This window comes from Prevotella sp. AM42-24 (assembly GCF_003461825.1).
Lineage (GTDB): Bacteria > Bacteroidota > Bacteroidia > Bacteroidales > Bacteroidaceae > Prevotella > Prevotella hominis.
This window is the reverse complement of record NZ_QTXV01000009.1, coordinates 1-18782: the sequence shown is the minus strand read 5'-3', so window position 1 is coordinate 18782 and position 18782 is coordinate 1. Positions and strand designations below refer to the sequence as shown.

The window sequence follows — 18782 nt, the reverse complement described above, 5'->3', positions numbered from 1 at the left end:
AAAAAACGATGCAAGAGAATCATTCCATAAAGACTGTAGAAATACAGTTTGCCAACGCCCAACTTCTCCCAGAAATCGTAAAACTGCTGGAAGAAGGTCATACCGTAACCCTGCTGCTGCGCGGTTACTCCATGCGTCCGTTCCTGGAAGACAATAGAGACAAGGCCTTGCTGACCAAGGCTAAAGACATCAAAGTGGGCGATGCGGTACTGGCAGAAATCGACTACAGGCATTACGTGCTTCATCGCATCATCAAGATTCAGAACCAGGAAGTAATACTGCGAGGAGACGGAAACTTAGGCATAGAAAAATGCAGAATAGAAGACGTGAAAGCATCCGTGATTGGATTTTACCGCAAGGGCAGAAAGAAGCTGGACAGAACAGACAGCAAAAAGTGGAAAATTTATTCGGCTCTCTGGATGCACCTCTTCCCTATCCGCAGATATCTTCTTGCCGCTTACAGAAGAATCTGGATTCCGATTCTTGGACCGATGTAGGATATAGAGAATACGAAGAATATAGAGAATAGGGAGAATATGAGATATATGCAGAATCTATTATTGAATATGAGATACATATAGAAATATGTGGATACGCAGAATATGTTAGAATAAAAAGCGGGGTTATCTTCAGTTTCCAAAAGATAATCCCGCTTTTTTATTATTTATAATTCTAAGCCTTTATGCTTCAAAACCTGAACTTCTATCAAAGCACAAACGCTCGATTTACAATCCCAAAACTAAACCGAAGCAGAAGCGCTTGATTTATGCTTCAATAATTCCAGCCTGCAACCATAATTCGGTAAGAGCCTTCACGTCTTTCAACGCCGTAGCCTCATCCACCTCATACTCCTGAGTCAGCAGACCGACCAAGTCTTCATGAGTAAACTCCTTGCCCTGGATATTCTGCCATAAATAAGCAGAACTCTCATTCATACTAATGATATTGCTGAAATCAATATTCTCCTCTCCCTCTGCCACGATGATGTTCTCACCACAAACCACACGGAGATTGAAACCTGGTTTTGCTTTCATCTTTCCTTATTTTTTAATTCTTATTCTTTTATATTCTATTCTTCCCCCGAAAGGAGCCTATTTCTTTCCGAAGAATTTCCCCCTCGAAAGGAACCAATTTTTTTCCGAAGAATTTCCCCCTCGAAAGGAACCAATTTTTTTCCGAAGAATTTCCCCCGGAGAAACCGATTTTCCCGAGGGAAATTTCCTTTTTATTTCATGTGACTCTTAAACCAATCTGCAATCTGTCTCAACAGATGATTGCGCGTATTGCCACCATAAATACCATGGTTTCTGTTAGTATAAAACAGCTCCTTGAAATCCTTGTCTGCCTGAACCAGCGCCTCTGAATATTCGAAGGTATTCTGAGGATGCACATTATCATCAGCCACACCATGGCAAATCAGCAGGGCACCATGCAAGCGGTCTGCACGCTCGATAGGATTCACCTTGTAACCATCCTCATTCTCCTGAGGAGTACGCATATAGCGCTCGGTATAAACCGTATCATAGAAACGGTAGCAGGTAGGAGGTGCCACAGCCACACCAGCCTTGAACACAGGACGGCCTTCGCTCATACTCATCAACGTATTGAAGCCACCATAACTCCAGCCCCAGATGCCGATATTATCCTTATCAACATATGGCAGACTACTCATGTAGAGAGCCGTCTCCACCTGGTCCTTAGACTCCAGATCGCCCAGTCTGAGATAAGTAGATTTCTCAAATTCTGCACCACGGCCACCCGTTCCGCGACCATCTACACAAACCACGATGAAACCCTCCTGAGCCAGATAATAGTCGAAAGCACCACCCTGGCCCATACTGCCCGTATTCCAGGCATTCAGAACCTGCTGGTTGCCCGGACCGGAATACTGGAACAGGATGACAGGATACTTCTTGTTGGCATCAAAGTCAACAGGCTTCACCATCCAACCGTCGAGTTTCACGCCCTCGGAAGTAGTAAACGAGAATGTCTCACGCTTGCCCCAGTTGTATTTCTGAGTCTTCTCCAAAAGTTCCTTGTTGTCCTCCAGCATCTTGATAACCTTACCCTTGTTGCTGCGCACGGTAAACACCTGTGGATGGCTGTAAGAGCTCCAGGTATTGACGAAATATCTGAAATCGCCTGAGAAATTGGCAGCATTAGAACCCTCCGCATCGGTGAGTCGCTCCACCTTACCATTCTTGTGAGCCACATATACCTGTCGGTCGTGCGGATTGATCATCGCAGCCTGGAAGTACACGTCCCCGGCCTTCTCGTCCATTCCGTAAATCTCGGTCACATCATATTTTCCCTTCTCTACCTGGCGAATCAGCTTGCCGTTCATATCGTAGAGATAAAGATGCATATAGCCGTCGCGGTCGCTTGGCATGAGGATATATTTCTTGCCCACGATGCTGTTCTCCATCACCTCCTCTTTCACAAACTTAGGCACGCTCTCCTTGATGAGCATCTTGCTGGCACCCGTGAATGGATTGACCGAATAGAGTCGCATATCGTCCTGATGGCGGTTCATCGTATAGACAATCAGACTGTTGCGGTCTGGCGAAGTCTTGATGCGAGGATAATAGCCGTCTGTATCTACCGGAACATCAAGGCGGATAGTCTTGCCAGCCTTCAGATCATAACTCCAGAGACTCACCTTGGAATTGTCCTGACCCGCCTTCGGATACTTGTAGGAATACTCGCCCGGATAATTGTGGAACTCAGGATGTGCAGGCTTGGCACCCTCGAAAAGCTGGAGAGAATAAGTCTTCACATGCGACTCATCGAAGCGGATCCAGCCGATGGAAGTACCGTCAGCATTCCATGCAAACGCCCTATTGAAAGCAAATTCCTCCTCGTAAACCCAGTCAGGAATTCCGTTGATGATTTCATTAAACTTGCCATCGGAAGTAATCTGCGTTTCCTTTTCGCCATCAAAGACAAAGAGATTATTATCCTTTACGAAAGCGATGTGCTTGGAATCAGGCGACCATGTAGCCACCTGCTGGTTTTCGCCTTCAGAAAGTTTGCGGAGCTTCTTGCTGGCGATATTGTAGATGAAATACTCAGCCTTGAAAGATCTGCGGTACACAGCCTTGCTCTTGGTGATTATCAGGAGTTGCTTGCCGTCAGGGCTCATCACATATCCATCAATAGACTCGAAAGGAGCCTGAGCCTCATGAATATCAAAGAGGACAGCCACCTGCTTGCCCGACTTGAAGGAATAGCTGACAATCTGCTTGCCGTCATTACTGATAGAAGCATACAAATCAGTACCTTCGATAGGATTGATTCCCGTCACATAACTGGCAGAGAATTCGCCCGAAGTAATGCTCTTCAGATCCAGTTTCTCTGCAGCTTCCATTGCCGTCACCATCATGATAGTTGCAATAAAAATAGAAAATTTCTTCATAGTTTTCTTTATATAAAAAGCTTCAATATTATCTGTTTATTTTTCCTGTTTGAAATCTGCCACCCTTTTTCTTTAGCAGACTTCTCTTTTGTCATTTCTAATTTCTCCCTTCTCATTTGTCATTTCTCATTTGTCATTTCTCATTTGTCATTTCTCATTTAAAACAAATGAAGGACGAATTCATCCCCTATACATCAAGGATAAATTCATCCCAACTCAGAATGTTCCTGCTAATCTTTGTGCAAAGCCTTGATAGCAGAATAGTCTTCATCTTCCAGTAATTGCTTGACCGTAATTCTCGGATTTCGCTTTACGAAATCGTTGATAGTCTTTACATATCGGGTATTGAAGACTTCCCTGTTCATCGCCCTATTGACCGTCCACATGATTTTTCCCATGTGCAGGTCGCGGTCCAACTGCGGTCTGTTGTCAAAATCATCCATCGGATAGATACTCAGCAGATAGAAAGTGAGACAGTCTGGCACGATGTTGTTTCGGTTCATGGTGCTACGCTGCTGGGCATTATAATATTTCTTGTAGAGCGGATATTTAGACCCCATGTACTTATCGAGTGAAATGCCGACCGAAGACTCGCCTATCACGATACTCTGGTCCAAGGCTCCTATCTGCGCATAGAAAACAGGCTGCTTGATTTCCGGCAGCCAATCCTGCAATCGACCAAACGATTTCTTCAACTCCTTATTGATATCGTCCATATTGGCATATTCAGCCTCAGCATCTGCGATGAGAGCCTGGAGCGTAGAGTCCTGGAAGAACATCAGAAAGCGATTGCTGATGTTGGCATCGGTAATCGTACCCAGCTGGAGCATTTTCTCTATCAGAGTACGGGTTTCAATAGGATAATCGGTATTCATCTGCTGCAGGGCAGAAAAATCTCCGGTAGTAAGATAGCGGCTTTCCAAACGATCATAACGCTGTACGCAAAGAGGTTCAGCAACAAACTCCTCATTCGGCTTGAATTTAAATTCACAAGCCGAAGAAAGCAAGACAAGTGCCGCAATTATGATAATATGATATAAATTCTTCACGTAATTATAATTTTGTATTAATACGAGTGCAAAAATACTAAAAAATATTTTAAATTCCAAGTTTTTAAGCTAAAAAAGCACAAATTATGTGCAAAAAAGATGAATTTATTCTATAAATATTCACATTTGCAGAGATTTGAGCAACAAAATGAGAAAGACGGGAGAAATTGACAAATGACAAATGACAAATGAGAAAGGAGAAATGGAGATGGGAGAAGGAAAAAGAAAAAAAAAGAAAAGACTTCCCGCCAGGAATACCACAGCAGAAAGTCTCTCTTCTATTATTTCGTTTTTGAAAAACTCGCAAACAATTTCTTGCAGCAAACAAACTTGAGTCTTGCTTAAAATACTTTGACCTGTAATGGCTGAGTCTGAAGTTTCTTCCATTCCGCCAACCACTTATACCACTCCTTTTCTCCGGAAAAGCCATAGGTTTCATTGGCGCTCGTATAAGCCAATTTGTAGGTCAGCTTCTTTCCTACAGGGCGCACCAGCATCGTATATACATCCTTGTTGGCCTCCTCCTGGCTTACGAAATGAGATTGAGGCACATAAATACCTAAACCAACTGTCTCCAACTTATGTTTGCCATCATCCTTGCCCGTAGGCCAGTCGCTACCATAACAGCCTCTCAATCCCTTGCCGTCAGACATTTCTGTAGAACCCTTCACGTTGATAAGTCCTGTAGAGAACACGTAATCATCCGCATTCTTATTGAAGAATACCTCCACATCAAAATCCCTATGACCCGCATAAATCGTATAGCGGATGGTGGCATTTACTGGCTTTAATCCCGGAGCCGGAACCCAACCGTTGTCCACCACTTCTACCACGGCACGCAAAGGACCTTCGGAAATAACACGCTGCTCCTGATATTTCACATCTGTAAGCAACAGGGATTTCGTGCCGTCCCAACCGCGCAGGGCCCCCAAACCATAGGTATTGCCTACCCAGAGACAGTCGTCGCCAGAACCAGCTGCCAACTGTTCTTCGGAAGGATAAAACTGAGTATCCTCTACCACCAGTCCCTTATTGATTTTACCATAAAGGTCGATGGTCTGCCGATTGTCGAAATAAACACGCATCGCCACGAGGTCGCTCTCGAAACAGACGCCATGAGAATGCACAAAATGATAGACATCCTTGGTCTTCTTGTCGAAGGCAATACTGCGCAAGTAAATATCCTGCTTGTTCTTGGCCAACTTCTTGTTCTTGCTTGGCACAACCAGTTCTGCAAATGTACGGGCAGGATAAGCTGACTGCTCACCCTCGGAGAACAACTGAATCTGATAAGTCTTCGATTCCCTCTTGCCAAGATCGGCCAGAAAACAAAGTTCATCATTTACGCAGTCACGATTCAGATCATCCAACTGGGATGGAATTTCCTTGCCATCTACCGTAACGACAGCCTTGGAAACCTCGCCATACTTGCTCAAATCCAAGACAACCGGTTCGTCGTTTCTCTCTACTTTGGAAGGATTCGTCACCTGCACCTTCACCATCGTTTGCGCTTCCATTCCTAATGCCAGGAAGAAAGCAAAAAATGATAAATAAATACGTCTCATTTTATAGTCAGTTTCTAAGTTATTTCTATTTTTTTAAGCCTACTCGTTTTCAAAGGAAGCCATCTGGCTTTATCGAAAGCTTCCATCAGATTTCATTCGAGAAGGATTATCACGCTTCATTCAAGAAGAATCATCAGACTTCATTCAAGTCGTTTTCAAATCTTTGAAATTCTTCACTCCCTTGGCGTAATATTGCCACAATATGGAAGTCTGGAAAATCTGCGGAATCTCCTCCTCCACTCTTTGTGCCTGAATACGCTTTCTCTCCTCATCAAAAGAGGAACGCCATTCCTTGAATGCCTTGCGAGCTTTGAACACAGCCTTGAAATCACCCCAATTCCGCTGAAGCAGCAACATCTCAAAAGCAGCCAGATAATCGAGGAACCATCTCACTCTCATCACATGCGATAACTCCTTATCAGACAGATTCTTATAAAGCATCGTTAGATTATTTCTGAAATTCAGGAAAGTCTTCATCGGATTGCTCTTAGGCAAAGTTCCTCCACCCACATGATATACTTCACTCTCAGGGATGCAATAGATTTTCCGCCCCATCAGGCGCAAACGCCAGCAAAGGTCTATCTCCTCATTATGAGCGAAAAAGCGGCCGTCAAGTCCACCTGCCTTCCAATAATCCGCAGAACGGATCATCATGCACGCACCCGTAGCCCACAATATCTCCTGCTGGTAATCATACTGGCCATTATCACGTTCTACCGTACCGAAAATCCTGCCACGACAGAACGGATAACCATATTTATCCAGAAAACCTCCACAGGCGCCGGCATACTCAAAACAGTCCTTGTCATATTCTGCCAACAATTTCGGCTGACAGGCTGCCACCTGAGGATGGGAATCCATAAACTCGATAAGCGGAGTAAGCCAATGATGACTCACCTCTACATCACTATTCAAAAGCACATAGTAGTCAGCCTCTATCTGGCGTAACGCCCGATTATACCCTTCGGCAAAGCCAAAATTCTGCTCCAGTACGATAGTCTTAACCTGAGGAAATTGAGTTTCCAGAAGGTGCATGGAACCATCTGACGAACTGTTGTCCGCCACCCAGATTTCAGCATCCTGTCGGGAATACTCTATCACATTCGGAAGAAACTTGGCCAGCATCTTCTGACCATTCCAATTTAGTATTACAATTGCTACTTTTGCCATCTTGTATTGCTACTTTTGCATATTGACTGCAAAAATACAAAGAATAATTCAATTATGCCCCGATTTGAGGCATAATTAAGAATTTATAATGATAAAAAAATGCTTTAACGGCTCTTAAGCCTATTGTTCAGCAAATTAGTAAACTCATAATTCTTCAATCCCCATTTCGGAGCCACGAGCAATTCCTTAGGCGATTGACTTACAAACCTTTCGAGCACCAGATCCGGGCGCAGCAAACGAATAAACCTGACGATGACGTCAATATACTCCTCTACCGAATAGACATGAAAAGGATGTTCAGCATATTCCTGCGCCAAACGGGTTCCCTTGATAATCTGCATCTGATGAATCTTCAGAATATCAAGAGGAAGCGAAGAAATGATAGGAGCCTGACGGAGACTCTCCTCCGCATCTTCTCCTGGCAGCCCGATGATAATATGACCGCCAGTCAGGATGCCGCGAGCATGCGTACGCTCTACCGCATCACGGCTGCAGGCAAAATCATGTCCGCGATTGATGCGACGCAAAGTATCATCATTCGCACTTTCTATTCCATACTCCACCAATAAGAACGTGCGCTTGTTGAGTTTTTCCAGATAATCCAGCAATTCATCGCTCATACAGTCCGGGCGAGTACCAATCACAATGCCCACCACATCTTCCACACGAAGGGCTTCCTCATACATCTCCCGGAGCTGTTCTACCTTAGCATAAGTATTGGTATAAGCCTGGAAATAAGCAAGATACTTCATGTCCGGATACTTACGGGAAAAGAATGCCTTTCCCTCTTCCAACTGTTCGGAGATAGACTTCTTGCGGTCGCAATAGCTGGGATTGAACGTGCGGTTGTCACAATAAGTACAGCCGCCGCTGGAAATTTTCCCATCCCGGTTGGGACAGGAAAATCCTGCATCTATAGAAATCTTCTGAACCCGGAAATCAGGAAACTGTTTCCGGATCCAAGTACCAAAATCATTATAATACATCATAATACATCACCATAAAATAAACACATCACCCGAACCTTACGAGACTTTATTCGAACGATATGATTCGAGCGATATCATCATCACAACGCTTAGAGTAGTTCTGCCTTCAAAGCCGTTTTGTCGTGATTGAAATCGCCCAGGCGAACACGGAGCAACTGATTGTCATATTCTTCCTTGGCAAGCGCAGGAGAAAGTTCTACTCTCACATAGTTCTTGGTAAAACCATGCATGGCCTTGCCGCGAGGCGCCTTCTCAAACAGCACCTCTGCTTCCGTACCAATATACTGGGCATAAAACTCTTGCGTTTTCTGGTCGCTCAACTCCAGGAGTCGCTTGGAGCGCAACTTCTTCTCCTTGTCACTCACCACATAAGGAATCTTAAGCGCAGCCGTACCCGGGCGTTCAGAATAAGGGAAAACATGAAGTTGGGTAACAGGCAAGGACTTCAGAAACTCATAACATTCCTCAAAGCACTCAGGCGTTTCACCACGACAGCCTACCATCACGTCAACTCCGATGAAAGCATCCGGCATCTTCTCCTTGATCAGTTGAACCTTATGAGCAAACAGAGCCTTATCATAACGACGATGCATCAACTTGAGCACCTCGTCGCTACCGCTTTGCAGAGGTATGTGGAAATGAGGCATGAAAGCCCGGCTCTGGGCACAATATTCTATGAGATCATCATCACAGAGGTCTGGCTCCAGACTGGAAATTCTATATCGCTTGATGCCCTCTACTCCGTCAAGAGCCTTCACCAGATCCAAAAAGCGCTCATGAGTTGTCTGACCGAAATCTCCGATATTCACGCCAGTAATAACGATTTCCTTACCTCCCTCACGGGCTGCCTGCTCAGACTGTGCTACAAGAGAGGCAATACTTGGATTGCGGGAATTGCCACGGGCAAAAGGTATTGTACAATAGGTACAATAATAATTGCAACCATCCTGTACCTTCAGGAAATAACGGGTGCGGTTGCCACGGGAACAAGACGGCTGGAAAGTCTTGATTTCCTTGGTCTTCACACTATGATGCAGATGAAGCGCTTCTGAATACTTCTGCGCCCAAGCATCACTCAGATATTGTATCAGATGAGCTTTCTCATTGGCACCAAGCACCAGGTCAACACCCTCTATCTTGCTCACATTCTCTGATTCCAACTGAGCATAGCAACCAGTAACAATCACAAAGGCTCCAGGATTCTGGCGTACCATACGATGAATGGCCTGACGACATTTGTGATCAGCCACTTCTGTTACAGAACATGTATTTATCAAACAAATATCTGCTTGTTCACCCTTTTGAGCTGTAACAACCCCCATGTCTTCCAGCATCTTTCCGAAAGTGGAAGTTTCTGAGAAATTGAGTTTACAACCCAGAGTATAATAAGCAGCTTTCTTGCCTTGAAAGGCACTTGTATCTATCATAATTATCCTATTTACATTATTAAATTTCAATCGGCCAAAACCGAAAAGGTTCTCCTTTCTGCGTTCAAGAGAAAGCCCCTAAATCTCCAGTTTCAGGAGAAAGGAAGACAAATCTTGATTTTCAAGAAAAAAGTCCCCATCCCTCCAGCATCAGGAGAAAGGAACACAAATCTTGTTTTTTAGCCTTCTGAGCAAAAGCTCGGCAAAGATAAACAATTATTCTGAAATTAGCAAATTACCAAGGCGCTTTTCTAATATAGGCAGTATGAAAAAACTGATTCTATAAAGCATCGGGACTGAAAGAATCAAACCAATCAGACAACCAGACAGGAAAAGCACCAGAGCCTATAAAACAAAAAAAGCCGCCAGACCGAAGTCCAGCGGTTGTTTCTCTCATTTTTCGTTCGTAAAGTAATCCTAGATTACTTAGCAGAATCAGCAGCAGCTGTATCAGCAGCAGCTGTATCAGCAGCAGCTGTATCAACCATTGCAGTATCAGAATCAGCAGAAGCTGTGTTCTGAGCTGTTTTGTTACCACAAGATGCGAAAGAGATAGCTGCGATAGCTACGAACATTAAAACTAATTTCTTCATTTTCTTTGCTTTTTAAATCTGTAAAACAATCATTCGTTTATTAAAACGATGCAAAGGTAAGTATTTTTTCGATAGGTTGTTCTTTTTTTTAGGACTTTTTTTGGGGTACTTTTGTAACATTTTTACAAGTGCCTAATAATCAGACGCTTACAAACTGCTAACAAAAGTTAAAGTTTTTGCCGTGCGCGAAGACAGCCGAAAATTAACACTTTTACGTGTTTTTTACTATCAAAGCCATCTACTCCAAAACTATCCTTTTTCGAAACTCCAATCCCTTTTTTCTCATCTCAAACTCCGTTTTTTCATCTCACCCCCCCAGTTTTTCTCATCTCAAAGCTCAGTTTTTCTCATCATAATCATCATTTTTCTCCTTTCTCATTCCTCATTTCACATTCTTCATTTCTAATTTCTCATTTCTCATTTCTCATTTTATCGTCTTTCTAATTTCTCTTACCACAACCGTTTTAAACCAGTCTTTAAGAACGCCTGCATATTGGTCTTGGGAATCAGAAAGTAGAATCACCACCTGATCACCATTCTTTAACTTCGGTCCCAGACACATTCCTTCATAATTTGCAAACGAGCGGTCAAAAACCGACAAACCGGTCTTCCATTCTAAAAGCAAATGCTTATTAATATAAGGTGTAGCTTCGCAGAAAGGTTGCTCAATAGGATACGGATTCTCCTGCAACGGATTAATCAAATACAACTTGCACTTACAAAATGCTCCCAATTTCATCTTTGGAATAAAAGCTTCACGCTCCAAGACCAACAACTGACCATCCGGCAAGACACACAATTCGCTAACACCCATCACATACGTTTCAGCCTTCTTGTTCGTAGTAGGCTTATCCATCCGGTAGGCATAAGCTTCCATAAAGTGTTTTCCCCCAACATTTACAGAATCTGAATCATCACTATTCTGCCTCAGAACACCTATCCCCTCCAAATGTTGAGCATCTATTCCCTTCTGATCTCCAATATCAATCCTCATCAGGCGTAGTTTATTTGCGCCTCCATTCTGTGGCGTTGCAGGTTCCCCATCCTTCTGGAGCGTACTTTCAGAAATCGTCCAAAGGTAATGACGGACAGAATCGAAAGCCAAAGATTCAAACGCATAGTTAGGAGCAAATGCAGTAGATGGGCATTCTATCTTTCTGAGTCGGGAATTCCATTCCGCATTCCGGGGTGAAGGATTGATAAAAAACTCCCTGATACTGAAAAATCCCTCACTTGCCACCATCAGGGTAGAATCGGAAACTTTTGCAATCGCCTCATAATCAAAGCCCCTATCCTTGCCTATCCAAGATTTCCCATCATAGCGGCTTCCATCCACCATCACATCATATCCCAGATTCTCCACATGCCGAAGTTCTCCCGTAAGTTCATCCACCTGGATGCGAAACTTGAAGAACAAGACACTATCAGACTTATCGCTTACCACCGCATAAACATCATCATGCAAATGAGTAATACCACTATAGTTTCCTGCTGGTACGAAACGGGGAAAGGATTTCTGAGGAAACTCTCGAACGACTGTCCATTGACCTTCCTCAACATCACCCCGCACCACCTGTAAAGTATCAGACCAAAGCACCTGATACCCGAAACACAAGAAACAAGTTAGCAAAATATTCCGAAGCATAGTTTACATAGCTGCATAAGTAAGAACAAACTCCATCGTCAACTCAAAGTCCACATTTACCGATTTATGCGACTTCAGGTTTTCCACTTCGCAATTCCAATCCATCATAGGGTCGAACGGTTTCAGCCGCATCTCTCCATATTGCAAATTCTCTGCCGAAAACAGTTTATAGACAGTTTCTTTAGCGCACCAATGAACCAGCAAAGCATCCAGACCTTCAGCCTTTTCATCCCTTCTCAAAAACTTGGAAGCAATACGCTCCACCCTATCATTATAATATTCTATATCCACAGCTACAGAACGGCTTTTAGAAATAATGACGGAAGCAAAGCCCCGGGTATGAGAAATACTGATATTAAACTTGTTGAGCAAAGGTTTGCCGCACTCATCATGTGTGATTTCTCCGATTTTGCCTATCTGCTCCTCAGAATATCCAGCTATCAGAAGCATCTCTCTGAGTAAAGCCCTGACTGCAAGAAACTCCAACTTTCGCCCTTCACTTTTATAGAGTTCCAAATCTTTAATATAAACTTTCATCCAAGGATAGCTCTCCAGAAAGTCGCTTACAGACTCTCCGATTTGCCACAATCCCAAATGTACTCCAGGATAAACTTCTCTTACGTTTATTAATGCCATAACCAATTGATTTTATAGGGGACAAAATTACGAAAAAAAATCGAGAAAAACAAAAGAGAGTCAAGATTATAGCAATCTCGACCCTCTTTCTTATTATAATCAATCTTAAAAAGCCTCAACAAATTATTTACCGGGAAGAACCACCACTTTGATCCTACTGATACGGCGTTCCTCAACCCCCAAAACCTCAAAAGAATAATTCTTATATTCGATTTTCTCATGGATACTTGGAAAATCACCCTTGATTTCAAGCAGCAATCCGGCCAAAGTATCGGCATCGCCTTCCACTTCCTCAAATTCCTCATCATCAACATTCAGAATCTTGCAGAAATCTGTCAGCAAAGTCTTACCCTCAAAAATAAATGTATTATAATTCAACTTGGAGTAGAACTTTTCCTCCTCATCATACTCATCATTAATTTCGCCTACGATTTCCTCCAGAATATCCTCAAGAGTTACGATGCCGCTCGTGCCGCCAAATTCATCTACCACGATGGCGATATGCACCTTATTCTCTTGGAACTCTCTCAGCAAATCATCAATCTTCTTGGTCTCCGGCACAAAATAAGGCGGACGAATCAGACTCTGCCATCTGAAAGAGGCCGGCTTTCCTAAATGAGGAAGCAAATCCTTGATATACAGAATGCCGCGAATGTTGTCGGTATTGTCCTGATAAACAGGAATACGACTGTAGTTATTTTCCACGATACATTTCAGAACCTCAGGATAAGTACTGTGAATATCCAGATCTACTACATTCTGACGGCTCGTCATTACCTCCTTGGCAGTCTCGTCACCAAAGCGGATAATACCCTTCAGCATACTCTGTTCGTCCTTGATATCATCCTTGTCTGTTAGTTCCAAAGCCTGTTCCAAATCATCAACACTCAAGATGTGATTTTCCTTCTTCACTACCTTTTCGGCAAGCATTCCACTTTTCAGGAGCACATTTTCCAAAGGCCAGAAAATCTTACGGGCAATCAAAATGCCTCCTACAAAACGCCTGCAGAAAAGTAACGGATCCTTACGACTATACACTTTTGGCATGATTTCACCAAAAAGTAAAAGAAGAAACGTAAGCAGAACTGTAATAATCAGAAATTGCAGCCAATACGCTTTTGCTCCAAAATGAACCACACCAGCAAAAACATAGTTTAAAAGCATAATGATGGTGACGTTCACAAAATTATTGGCGATGAGAATGGTAGCAAGAGTACGCTCAGAATCCTCACGTAACATCAGAATCTTACGGTCTGTTTCTGTTTTCTCATCTTCCAGTTCATCAACATCTGTAGGTGAAAGACTGAAAAAAGCGATTTCAGAACCACTTGCAAACGCAGACACCAACAGTAATACTGCCGCTAAGACGGCAGCAAAAACAACCCCCAATGAAGGCGATGAAAAAGCAACATCATCAAAGGCCTCAGTTATAGTTGAAATATCCAATTTTATATATTAATTAAAATGGTAAACTATCTTGTTCCTTCTCTTCCTGAGAAGTCTGAGCCTCAGCTTTGGCAGCAGTTTGGGCATTACTTGCTTCATTCGTACGTGAAGCAGCAAACTTGGATACAAGCATTTCCATATTATCCACGTAAATCTCAGTTACATATCTACGTTTCCCCTGCTTGTCATCATAGGTACGGTAACGCACCTTACCCTCGACATAAAGTTTGTCACCCTTACGCACATACTTTTCTACATATTTAGCCAAGGCACGAAAAAAGACAAGGTTATGCCAATCTGTATGATCAGGCACCTGCATACCATTTTCCAATGTATATCCACGTTCTGTTGTCGCAAGAGAAACCTGCGCTACAGCCTGATCAGCATCATAATAATGAACATCAGGATCCTTCCCGACATTACCAATTAACATAACCTTATTCATATCAAAACATTTTTAATGAAATTATTTCCACATTCCCAAATAACGGAACTGGAAATTCTTACCCTTTGCAGAAGGGAACTGACTTCTGGAATCTACCCTACCACGGAGATGCTCTACGATTCTCTCATAGCAATCTATTCCAGACATAGCTTTAACGTCTGCCACAAAATGAGTGTCACGATACTCAAATTTACCTGTAGCAGGCACCATTACAACTCGCTTGAAATCCAGCGAACCTTCATACCAGCCCGGACGCTCTTCAGTCAAACGGTTTACTGGACTTGCAGGATTATCATGACGCTCAGAAGGCACAGTACGCAAAGCCTTCTTATCCTTAAAATCCTGCATACATGCAGCAGCTGTCTTAATGATAATAAAATAAACTCTTGGGCGTACTTTATATCTTTTAGGATAGCATACATCACTTGCAGCATAATCACGGATATCTGCTTCCAAATCAGGATTCATTCCTATTTCTGGAATTTGACTTAAAAAATCTATCGCTTGGTCGACAGAAGAAACAAAGGTTTCCTTATCGAAATATCTAATATATAAATTCATAGTGGGTATGTTTCTCTCTTTTTAAATATTAAAGAAAAAAGAGCGGAAAACGGGACTCGGACCCGCGACCCCAACCTTGGCAAGGTTGTGCTCTACCAACTGAGCTATTTCCGCAAATCAACAAAGCAACCTTTCTTTTGTGAAGAGGAGGAGACTCGAACTCCCACGACACAATTGTCACTACCCCCTCAAAGTAGCGCGTCTACCAATTCCGCCACCTCTCCAACATCAAATTTAAAAATAGTGCCCAAGACAGGACTCGAACCTGCACGTTGTGAAACACACGCACCTGAAACGTGCGCGTCTACCAATTCCGCCACTTGGGCTCAAGTCTATAAAACAATAATCTTATAGCACTCTTGGAGCGGAAAACGGGACTCGGACCCGCGACCCCAACCTTGGCAAGGTTGTGCTCTACCAACTGAGCTATTTCCGCAAATCAACAAAGCAACCTTTCTTTTGTGAAGAGGAGGAGACTCGAACTCCCACGACACAATTGTCACTACCCCCTCAAAGTAGCGCGTCTACCAATTCCGCCACCTCTCCATTATAATAATGTTGCTTACATCAATTTCAATACATAAGATAAAAACTTGATGCTGTTTCAAAAAAAATCGAGCGGAAAACGGGACTCGGACCCGCGACCCCAACCTTGGCAAGGTTGTGCTCTACCAACTGAGCTATTTCCGCAGCTATTCCTCTTAGCAAGGAGCATTCCTCTGAATGCGGGTGCAAAGGTACTACTTTTTTCTGAATTACCAAATTTTTCAAAGACTTTTTTTAAAGAAAATGCGCATTTTGTCTGTTTTTAAAGGCAAAATACGCATTTTTCATCGTTTTATCTGCAAAAACTGAACTTTTATGGTCCTTTTCCTACCAGTCTAATCCATTCGGTTCAGATAATCTTCGTACCCATATTCTCGCAGGATTTCCAAATTCCCATCCAAATGCACGATTCCTATAGATGGATGCGTAATGCCATTAAAAGTATTTGTCTTAACGGTCGTATAATGCAGCATATCTTCAAAAATCACTTTTTCGCCTACTTCCAGTTCATGGTCAAATTTCCAATATCCCATAAAATCACCACTCAAACAACTGTTTCCTCCCAAACGGTAAACGTGATCTCCTTCCGGCTTCTCCATCATATCTTCCATTTCGATGGTTTCGGCATTGCGTACTGCCGGATGATATGGCATCTCCAAACAATCAGGCATGTGGCAAGTAAAGCTGACATCCAGAATGGCGGTTTTGTAACCATGGTCTTCCACCACATCCACAACCTGAGAAACGAGAGGTCCCGTCTGCCATCCGAAGGCACTACCCGGCTCCATGATGACATGAAGATGAGGATAACGCAGATGAAACTCCTTTATTATATTAATAAGGTGTAATACATCATAATCCTTACGAGTCATCAGGTGACCTCCACCAAAATTAATCCATTTCAACTGAGAAAACCATTTGCCGAACTTCTCCTCAATATGTACTAACGTCCTTTCAAACACATCTGCCCCACTCTCACAATGGCAATGACAATGGAAGCCCTCAATATCCGAAGGCAAAATCTCAGGCAATTTATCTGCAGTTACACCAAATCGGGAACCAGGCGCACAGGGATTATACAGCAACGTTTCCACCTCAGAATATTCCGGATTTACTCTCAGTCCCAATTTGATGCTTGGGTTAACAGTAGCTACACGCTCATGAAAACGCTCATATTGAGAAAGAGAATTAAACGTCAGATGACTTGAGCAACGGGCAATTTCATCAATCTCATCATCAGTATAAGCTGGAGAAAAAGTATGGGCAGGACTTCCAAATTTCTCAAAAGCCAGCTTTGCTTCGCTCAAAGAGCTTGCTGTTGTCGAAGAAATATATTCTCTGAAAATCGGGAAAGTCTTCCAAAGCGCATAAGCCTTAAATGCCAGAATAATCTCCATGTCAGCCCTATCAGCCACGCTCTTTATCAGCGATAGATTTTGTCTCAGTCTACTTTCTTCCAATACGTAAATTGGAGTGCGAATCTCCTTAAAATTCTCTAAATTTACTTGCATGTCTTGATAAATATTAATTTTATGGTGCAAAGATAGCTTTTTATCTCCAATATAATTGCAAGTTTGCGTTTTTTTTAATACTTTTGCAACAGAAAAGTTTTTAAGACTATGAAATTAGTAATAATGACGAAGTCCACATTCTTTGTGGAAGAAGATAAAATCCTATCCTCATTGTTTGATGAAGGACTAGACAATTTGCATCTTTTTAAACCGGGGGCATCACCAATGTTCTCTGAGCGACTACTCACACTCTTACCTGAGGACTATTATCGTAAGATCACAGTACACGATCATTATTACCTCAAGCAGGAATATGATTTGGCCGGCATTCATATAGACAATCCAAGCGCTGCCTTGCCAGAAGGATACAAAGGGAAATACAGTCGTACATGCACAGATCTTCTTCAGTTGAAAGAAATGAAGAAAAAATCGCAATATGTTTTTCTGAAAAACATTTTCGACTGCATAGAATTCAAAGATGAAAAATCATCTTTCTCTCTCAACCAATTAGAATTGGCAGCCAAAGAAGGGCTTATCGACAAAAAAGTATATGCTCTTGGAGGCATGAGTCTGGAAAATGTCAAAATAGCTAAAGCGCTCGGCTTTGGAGGAATAGTAATATGTGGTGACCTTTGGAATAGATTTGATATTCACAACGAAAGAGATTACAAAGAAGTAATCAATCATTTCGAGAAATTACGCAAGGCAGTTAACTGACATTGCTATTCATCATAAATATTCGTAATAATAATTTAATTACACATAAACAAAAATTCAAATGAGTGACAAAAACTCTTTTTTGGTATTCTCTGGTACTAACTCGAGATACCTTGCAGAAAAAATCTGCGCTAGTTTAGGTTGCCCGCTGGGTAATTTGGTAGTAACCAAATTCTCTGATGGTGAGTTTGGTGTATCTTTTGAGGAATCTATCCGTGGACGTGATGTTTTCCTTGTACAGAGCACCTTCCCTAATTCAGACAACTTGATGGAATTGCTTCTGATGATTGATGCAGCTAAGCGTGCTTCAGCTCGTCATATTATCGCAGTTGTTCCTTACTTTGGTTGGGCTCGTCAGGATCGCAAGGACAAGCCACGTGTCAGCATCGGTGCCAAGCTTGTTGCTGATTTGTTGAGCGTTGCCGGTATCGACCGCTTGATCACCATGGATCTCCACGCTGATCAGATTCAAGGTTTCTTCGACGTACCTGTTGATCACCTCTATGCTTCTGGCGTCATCCTCCCTTATCTTCAGAGTTTGCAGCTCGAAGATATGGTTATCGCTTCTCCAGACGTAGGTGGTTCTAAACGCGCTAACACTTATGCTAAGTACTTCGGTTGCCCACTCGTACTCTGCAACAAGACTCGTGCCCGTGCAAATGTTGTAGCCAGCATGCAGATTATCGGTGACGTAAAAGACAAGAACGTTGTCATCATCGATGATATGGTTGATACAGCTGGTACTATCACAAAAGCTGCTGATATCATGAAGGAAGCTGGTGCTAAAACCGTACGTGCATGTGCTTCACATTGCGTGATGAGCGGTCCTGCTTCTGAACGCGTTCAGAAATCAGCTCTTGAGGAAATCGTATTTACCGACTCAATTCCTTACACCAAGCGTTGCGAAAAAGTTAAGCAGCTTACAATCGCAGATATGTTTGCAGAAACTATCCGCCGTGTAGAAGATAACGAGAGTATCTCTTCTCAGTATCTCGTATAAAAAAAAGAAATTATTTATCCATATAGAAGGGGGTGTGTCATAAGTCTGTGACGCACCCCTTTTAATT

At 42.7% G+C, this 18782-nt stretch carries 17 protein-coding genes and 6 tRNA genes; 3 read left to right on the top strand and 20 right to left on the bottom strand.

The features are described 5' to 3' along the window. The first annotated feature begins 8 nt into the window (after positions 1–8). On the top strand, positions 9–497 hold the full coding sequence (locus DW917_RS04880) for a S24/S26 family peptidase (protein ID WP_118116937.1): 489 nt from the start codon (positions 9–11) through the stop codon (positions 495–497). A 267-nt stretch (positions 498–764) separates the two neighbouring features. Here the strand turns inward: DW917_RS04880 and DW917_RS04875 are convergent, their stop codons facing one another. The 20 genes from DW917_RS04875 to nspC form a co-directional block, all read right to left on the bottom strand. Beyond that, complete coding sequence (locus DW917_RS04875; protein WP_118116936.1) at positions 765–1034, bottom strand: PqqD family protein; 270 nt, start codon at positions 1032–1034, stop codon at positions 765–767. Between the two features lie 191 nt (positions 1035–1225). After that, entirely contained in the window at positions 1226–3415 is a 2190-nt protein-coding gene (locus tag DW917_RS04870; RefSeq protein WP_118116935.1) for a S9 family peptidase, read from the bottom strand. A 230-nt stretch (positions 3416–3645) separates the two neighbouring features. After that, positions 3646–4464 carry a gliding motility protein GldB gene (locus DW917_RS04865; protein ID WP_118116934.1) on the bottom strand — a complete coding sequence of 273 codons (819 nt, stop codon included), beginning with the start codon at positions 4462–4464 and terminating at the stop codon, positions 3646–3648. Between the two features lie 341 nt (positions 4465–4805). Continuing rightward, a complete protein-coding gene (locus DW917_RS04860) occupies positions 4806–6029 on the bottom strand; it encodes a DUF4861 domain-containing protein (protein WP_118116933.1) in 1224 nt (407 codons plus the stop codon). Between the two features lie 144 nt (positions 6030–6173). Beyond that, positions 6174–7199, bottom strand: a complete 1026-nt coding sequence (locus DW917_RS04855) for a glycosyltransferase family 2 protein (RefSeq protein ID WP_118116932.1) — start codon at positions 7197–7199, stop codon at positions 6174–6176. Between the two features lie 104 nt (positions 7200–7303). Further along, the gene (locus DW917_RS04850; RefSeq protein WP_118116931.1) at positions 7304–8191 is read right to left on the bottom strand and encodes a TIGR01212 family radical SAM protein; all 888 of its coding nucleotides are present in this window, start codon (positions 8189–8191) and stop codon (positions 7304–7306) included. An 86-nt stretch (positions 8192–8277) separates the two neighbouring features. Further along, positions 8278–9615 (bottom strand): tRNA (N(6)-L-threonylcarbamoyladenosine(37)-C(2))-methylthiotransferase MtaB, encoded by a 1338-nt coding sequence (gene mtaB, locus DW917_RS04845; protein WP_118116930.1) that lies wholly within the window; start codon positions 9613–9615, stop codon positions 8278–8280. Positions 9616–10037: 422 nt separating this feature from the next. Further along, positions 10038–10208 (bottom strand): hypothetical protein, encoded by a 171-nt coding sequence (locus DW917_RS17510; protein ID WP_167639522.1) that lies wholly within the window; start codon positions 10206–10208, stop codon positions 10038–10040. A gap of 424 nt (positions 10209–10632) precedes the next feature. After that, positions 10633–11853, bottom strand: coding sequence for an esterase-like activity of phytase family protein (locus tag DW917_RS04830; protein WP_118116928.1), 1221 nt, complete (start codon positions 11851–11853; stop codon positions 10633–10635). Between the two features lie 3 nt (positions 11854–11856). Continuing rightward, positions 11857–12489, bottom strand: a complete 633-nt coding sequence (locus DW917_RS04825) for a 4'-phosphopantetheinyl transferase family protein (RefSeq protein WP_118116927.1) — start codon at positions 12487–12489, stop codon at positions 11857–11859. Positions 12490–12612: 123 nt separating this feature from the next. Further along, positions 12613–13935 carry a gliding motility-associated protein GldE gene (gldE, locus tag DW917_RS04820; protein WP_118116926.1) on the bottom strand — a complete coding sequence of 441 codons (1323 nt, stop codon included), beginning with the start codon at positions 13933–13935 and terminating at the stop codon, positions 12613–12615. Positions 13936–13948: 13 nt separating this feature from the next. Then, a complete protein-coding gene (locus DW917_RS04815) occupies positions 13949–14380 on the bottom strand; it encodes a single-stranded DNA-binding protein (RefSeq protein WP_118116925.1) in 432 nt (143 codons plus the stop codon). 21 nt (positions 14381–14401) lie between these two features. Further along, complete coding sequence (locus tag DW917_RS04810) at positions 14402–14941, bottom strand: hypothetical protein (protein ID WP_118116924.1); 540 nt, start codon at positions 14939–14941, stop codon at positions 14402–14404. A 41-nt stretch (positions 14942–14982) separates the two neighbouring features. After that, a tRNA-Gly gene (locus tag DW917_RS04805) sits at positions 14983–15055 on the bottom strand. A 26-nt stretch (positions 15056–15081) separates the two neighbouring features. Continuing rightward, positions 15082–15165: transfer RNA gene (locus tag DW917_RS04800), tRNA-Leu, on the bottom strand. A gap of 20 nt (positions 15166–15185) precedes the next feature. Next, positions 15186–15267: transfer RNA gene (locus DW917_RS04795), tRNA-Leu, on the bottom strand. A 34-nt stretch (positions 15268–15301) separates the two neighbouring features. After that, positions 15302–15377 (bottom strand) — tRNA-Gly (locus DW917_RS04790). Positions 15378–15403: 26 nt separating this feature from the next. Beyond that, positions 15404–15487: transfer RNA gene (locus tag DW917_RS04785), tRNA-Leu, on the bottom strand. 71 nt (positions 15488–15558) lie between these two features. Beyond that, positions 15559–15631 (bottom strand) — tRNA-Gly (locus DW917_RS04780). 191 nt (positions 15632–15822) lie between these two features. Next, positions 15823–16998: a carboxynorspermidine decarboxylase gene (gene nspC / locus DW917_RS04775; RefSeq protein WP_118116923.1), complete on the bottom strand. Its 1176-nt coding sequence runs from the start codon at positions 16996–16998 to the stop codon at positions 15823–15825. 108 nt (positions 16999–17106) lie between these two features. Here nspC and DW917_RS04770 point away from each other — a divergent pair, with 108 nt between their 5' ends. Next, positions 17107–17715, top strand: coding sequence for a thiamine-phosphate pyrophosphorylase (locus DW917_RS04770; protein WP_022110724.1), 609 nt, complete (start codon positions 17107–17109; stop codon positions 17713–17715). Positions 17716–17776: 61 nt separating this feature from the next. Continuing rightward, positions 17777–18715, top strand: a complete 939-nt coding sequence (locus tag DW917_RS04765; RefSeq protein WP_118116922.1) for a ribose-phosphate pyrophosphokinase — start codon at positions 17777–17779, stop codon at positions 18713–18715. The last annotated feature ends 67 nt before the right edge of the window (positions 18716–18782 follow it).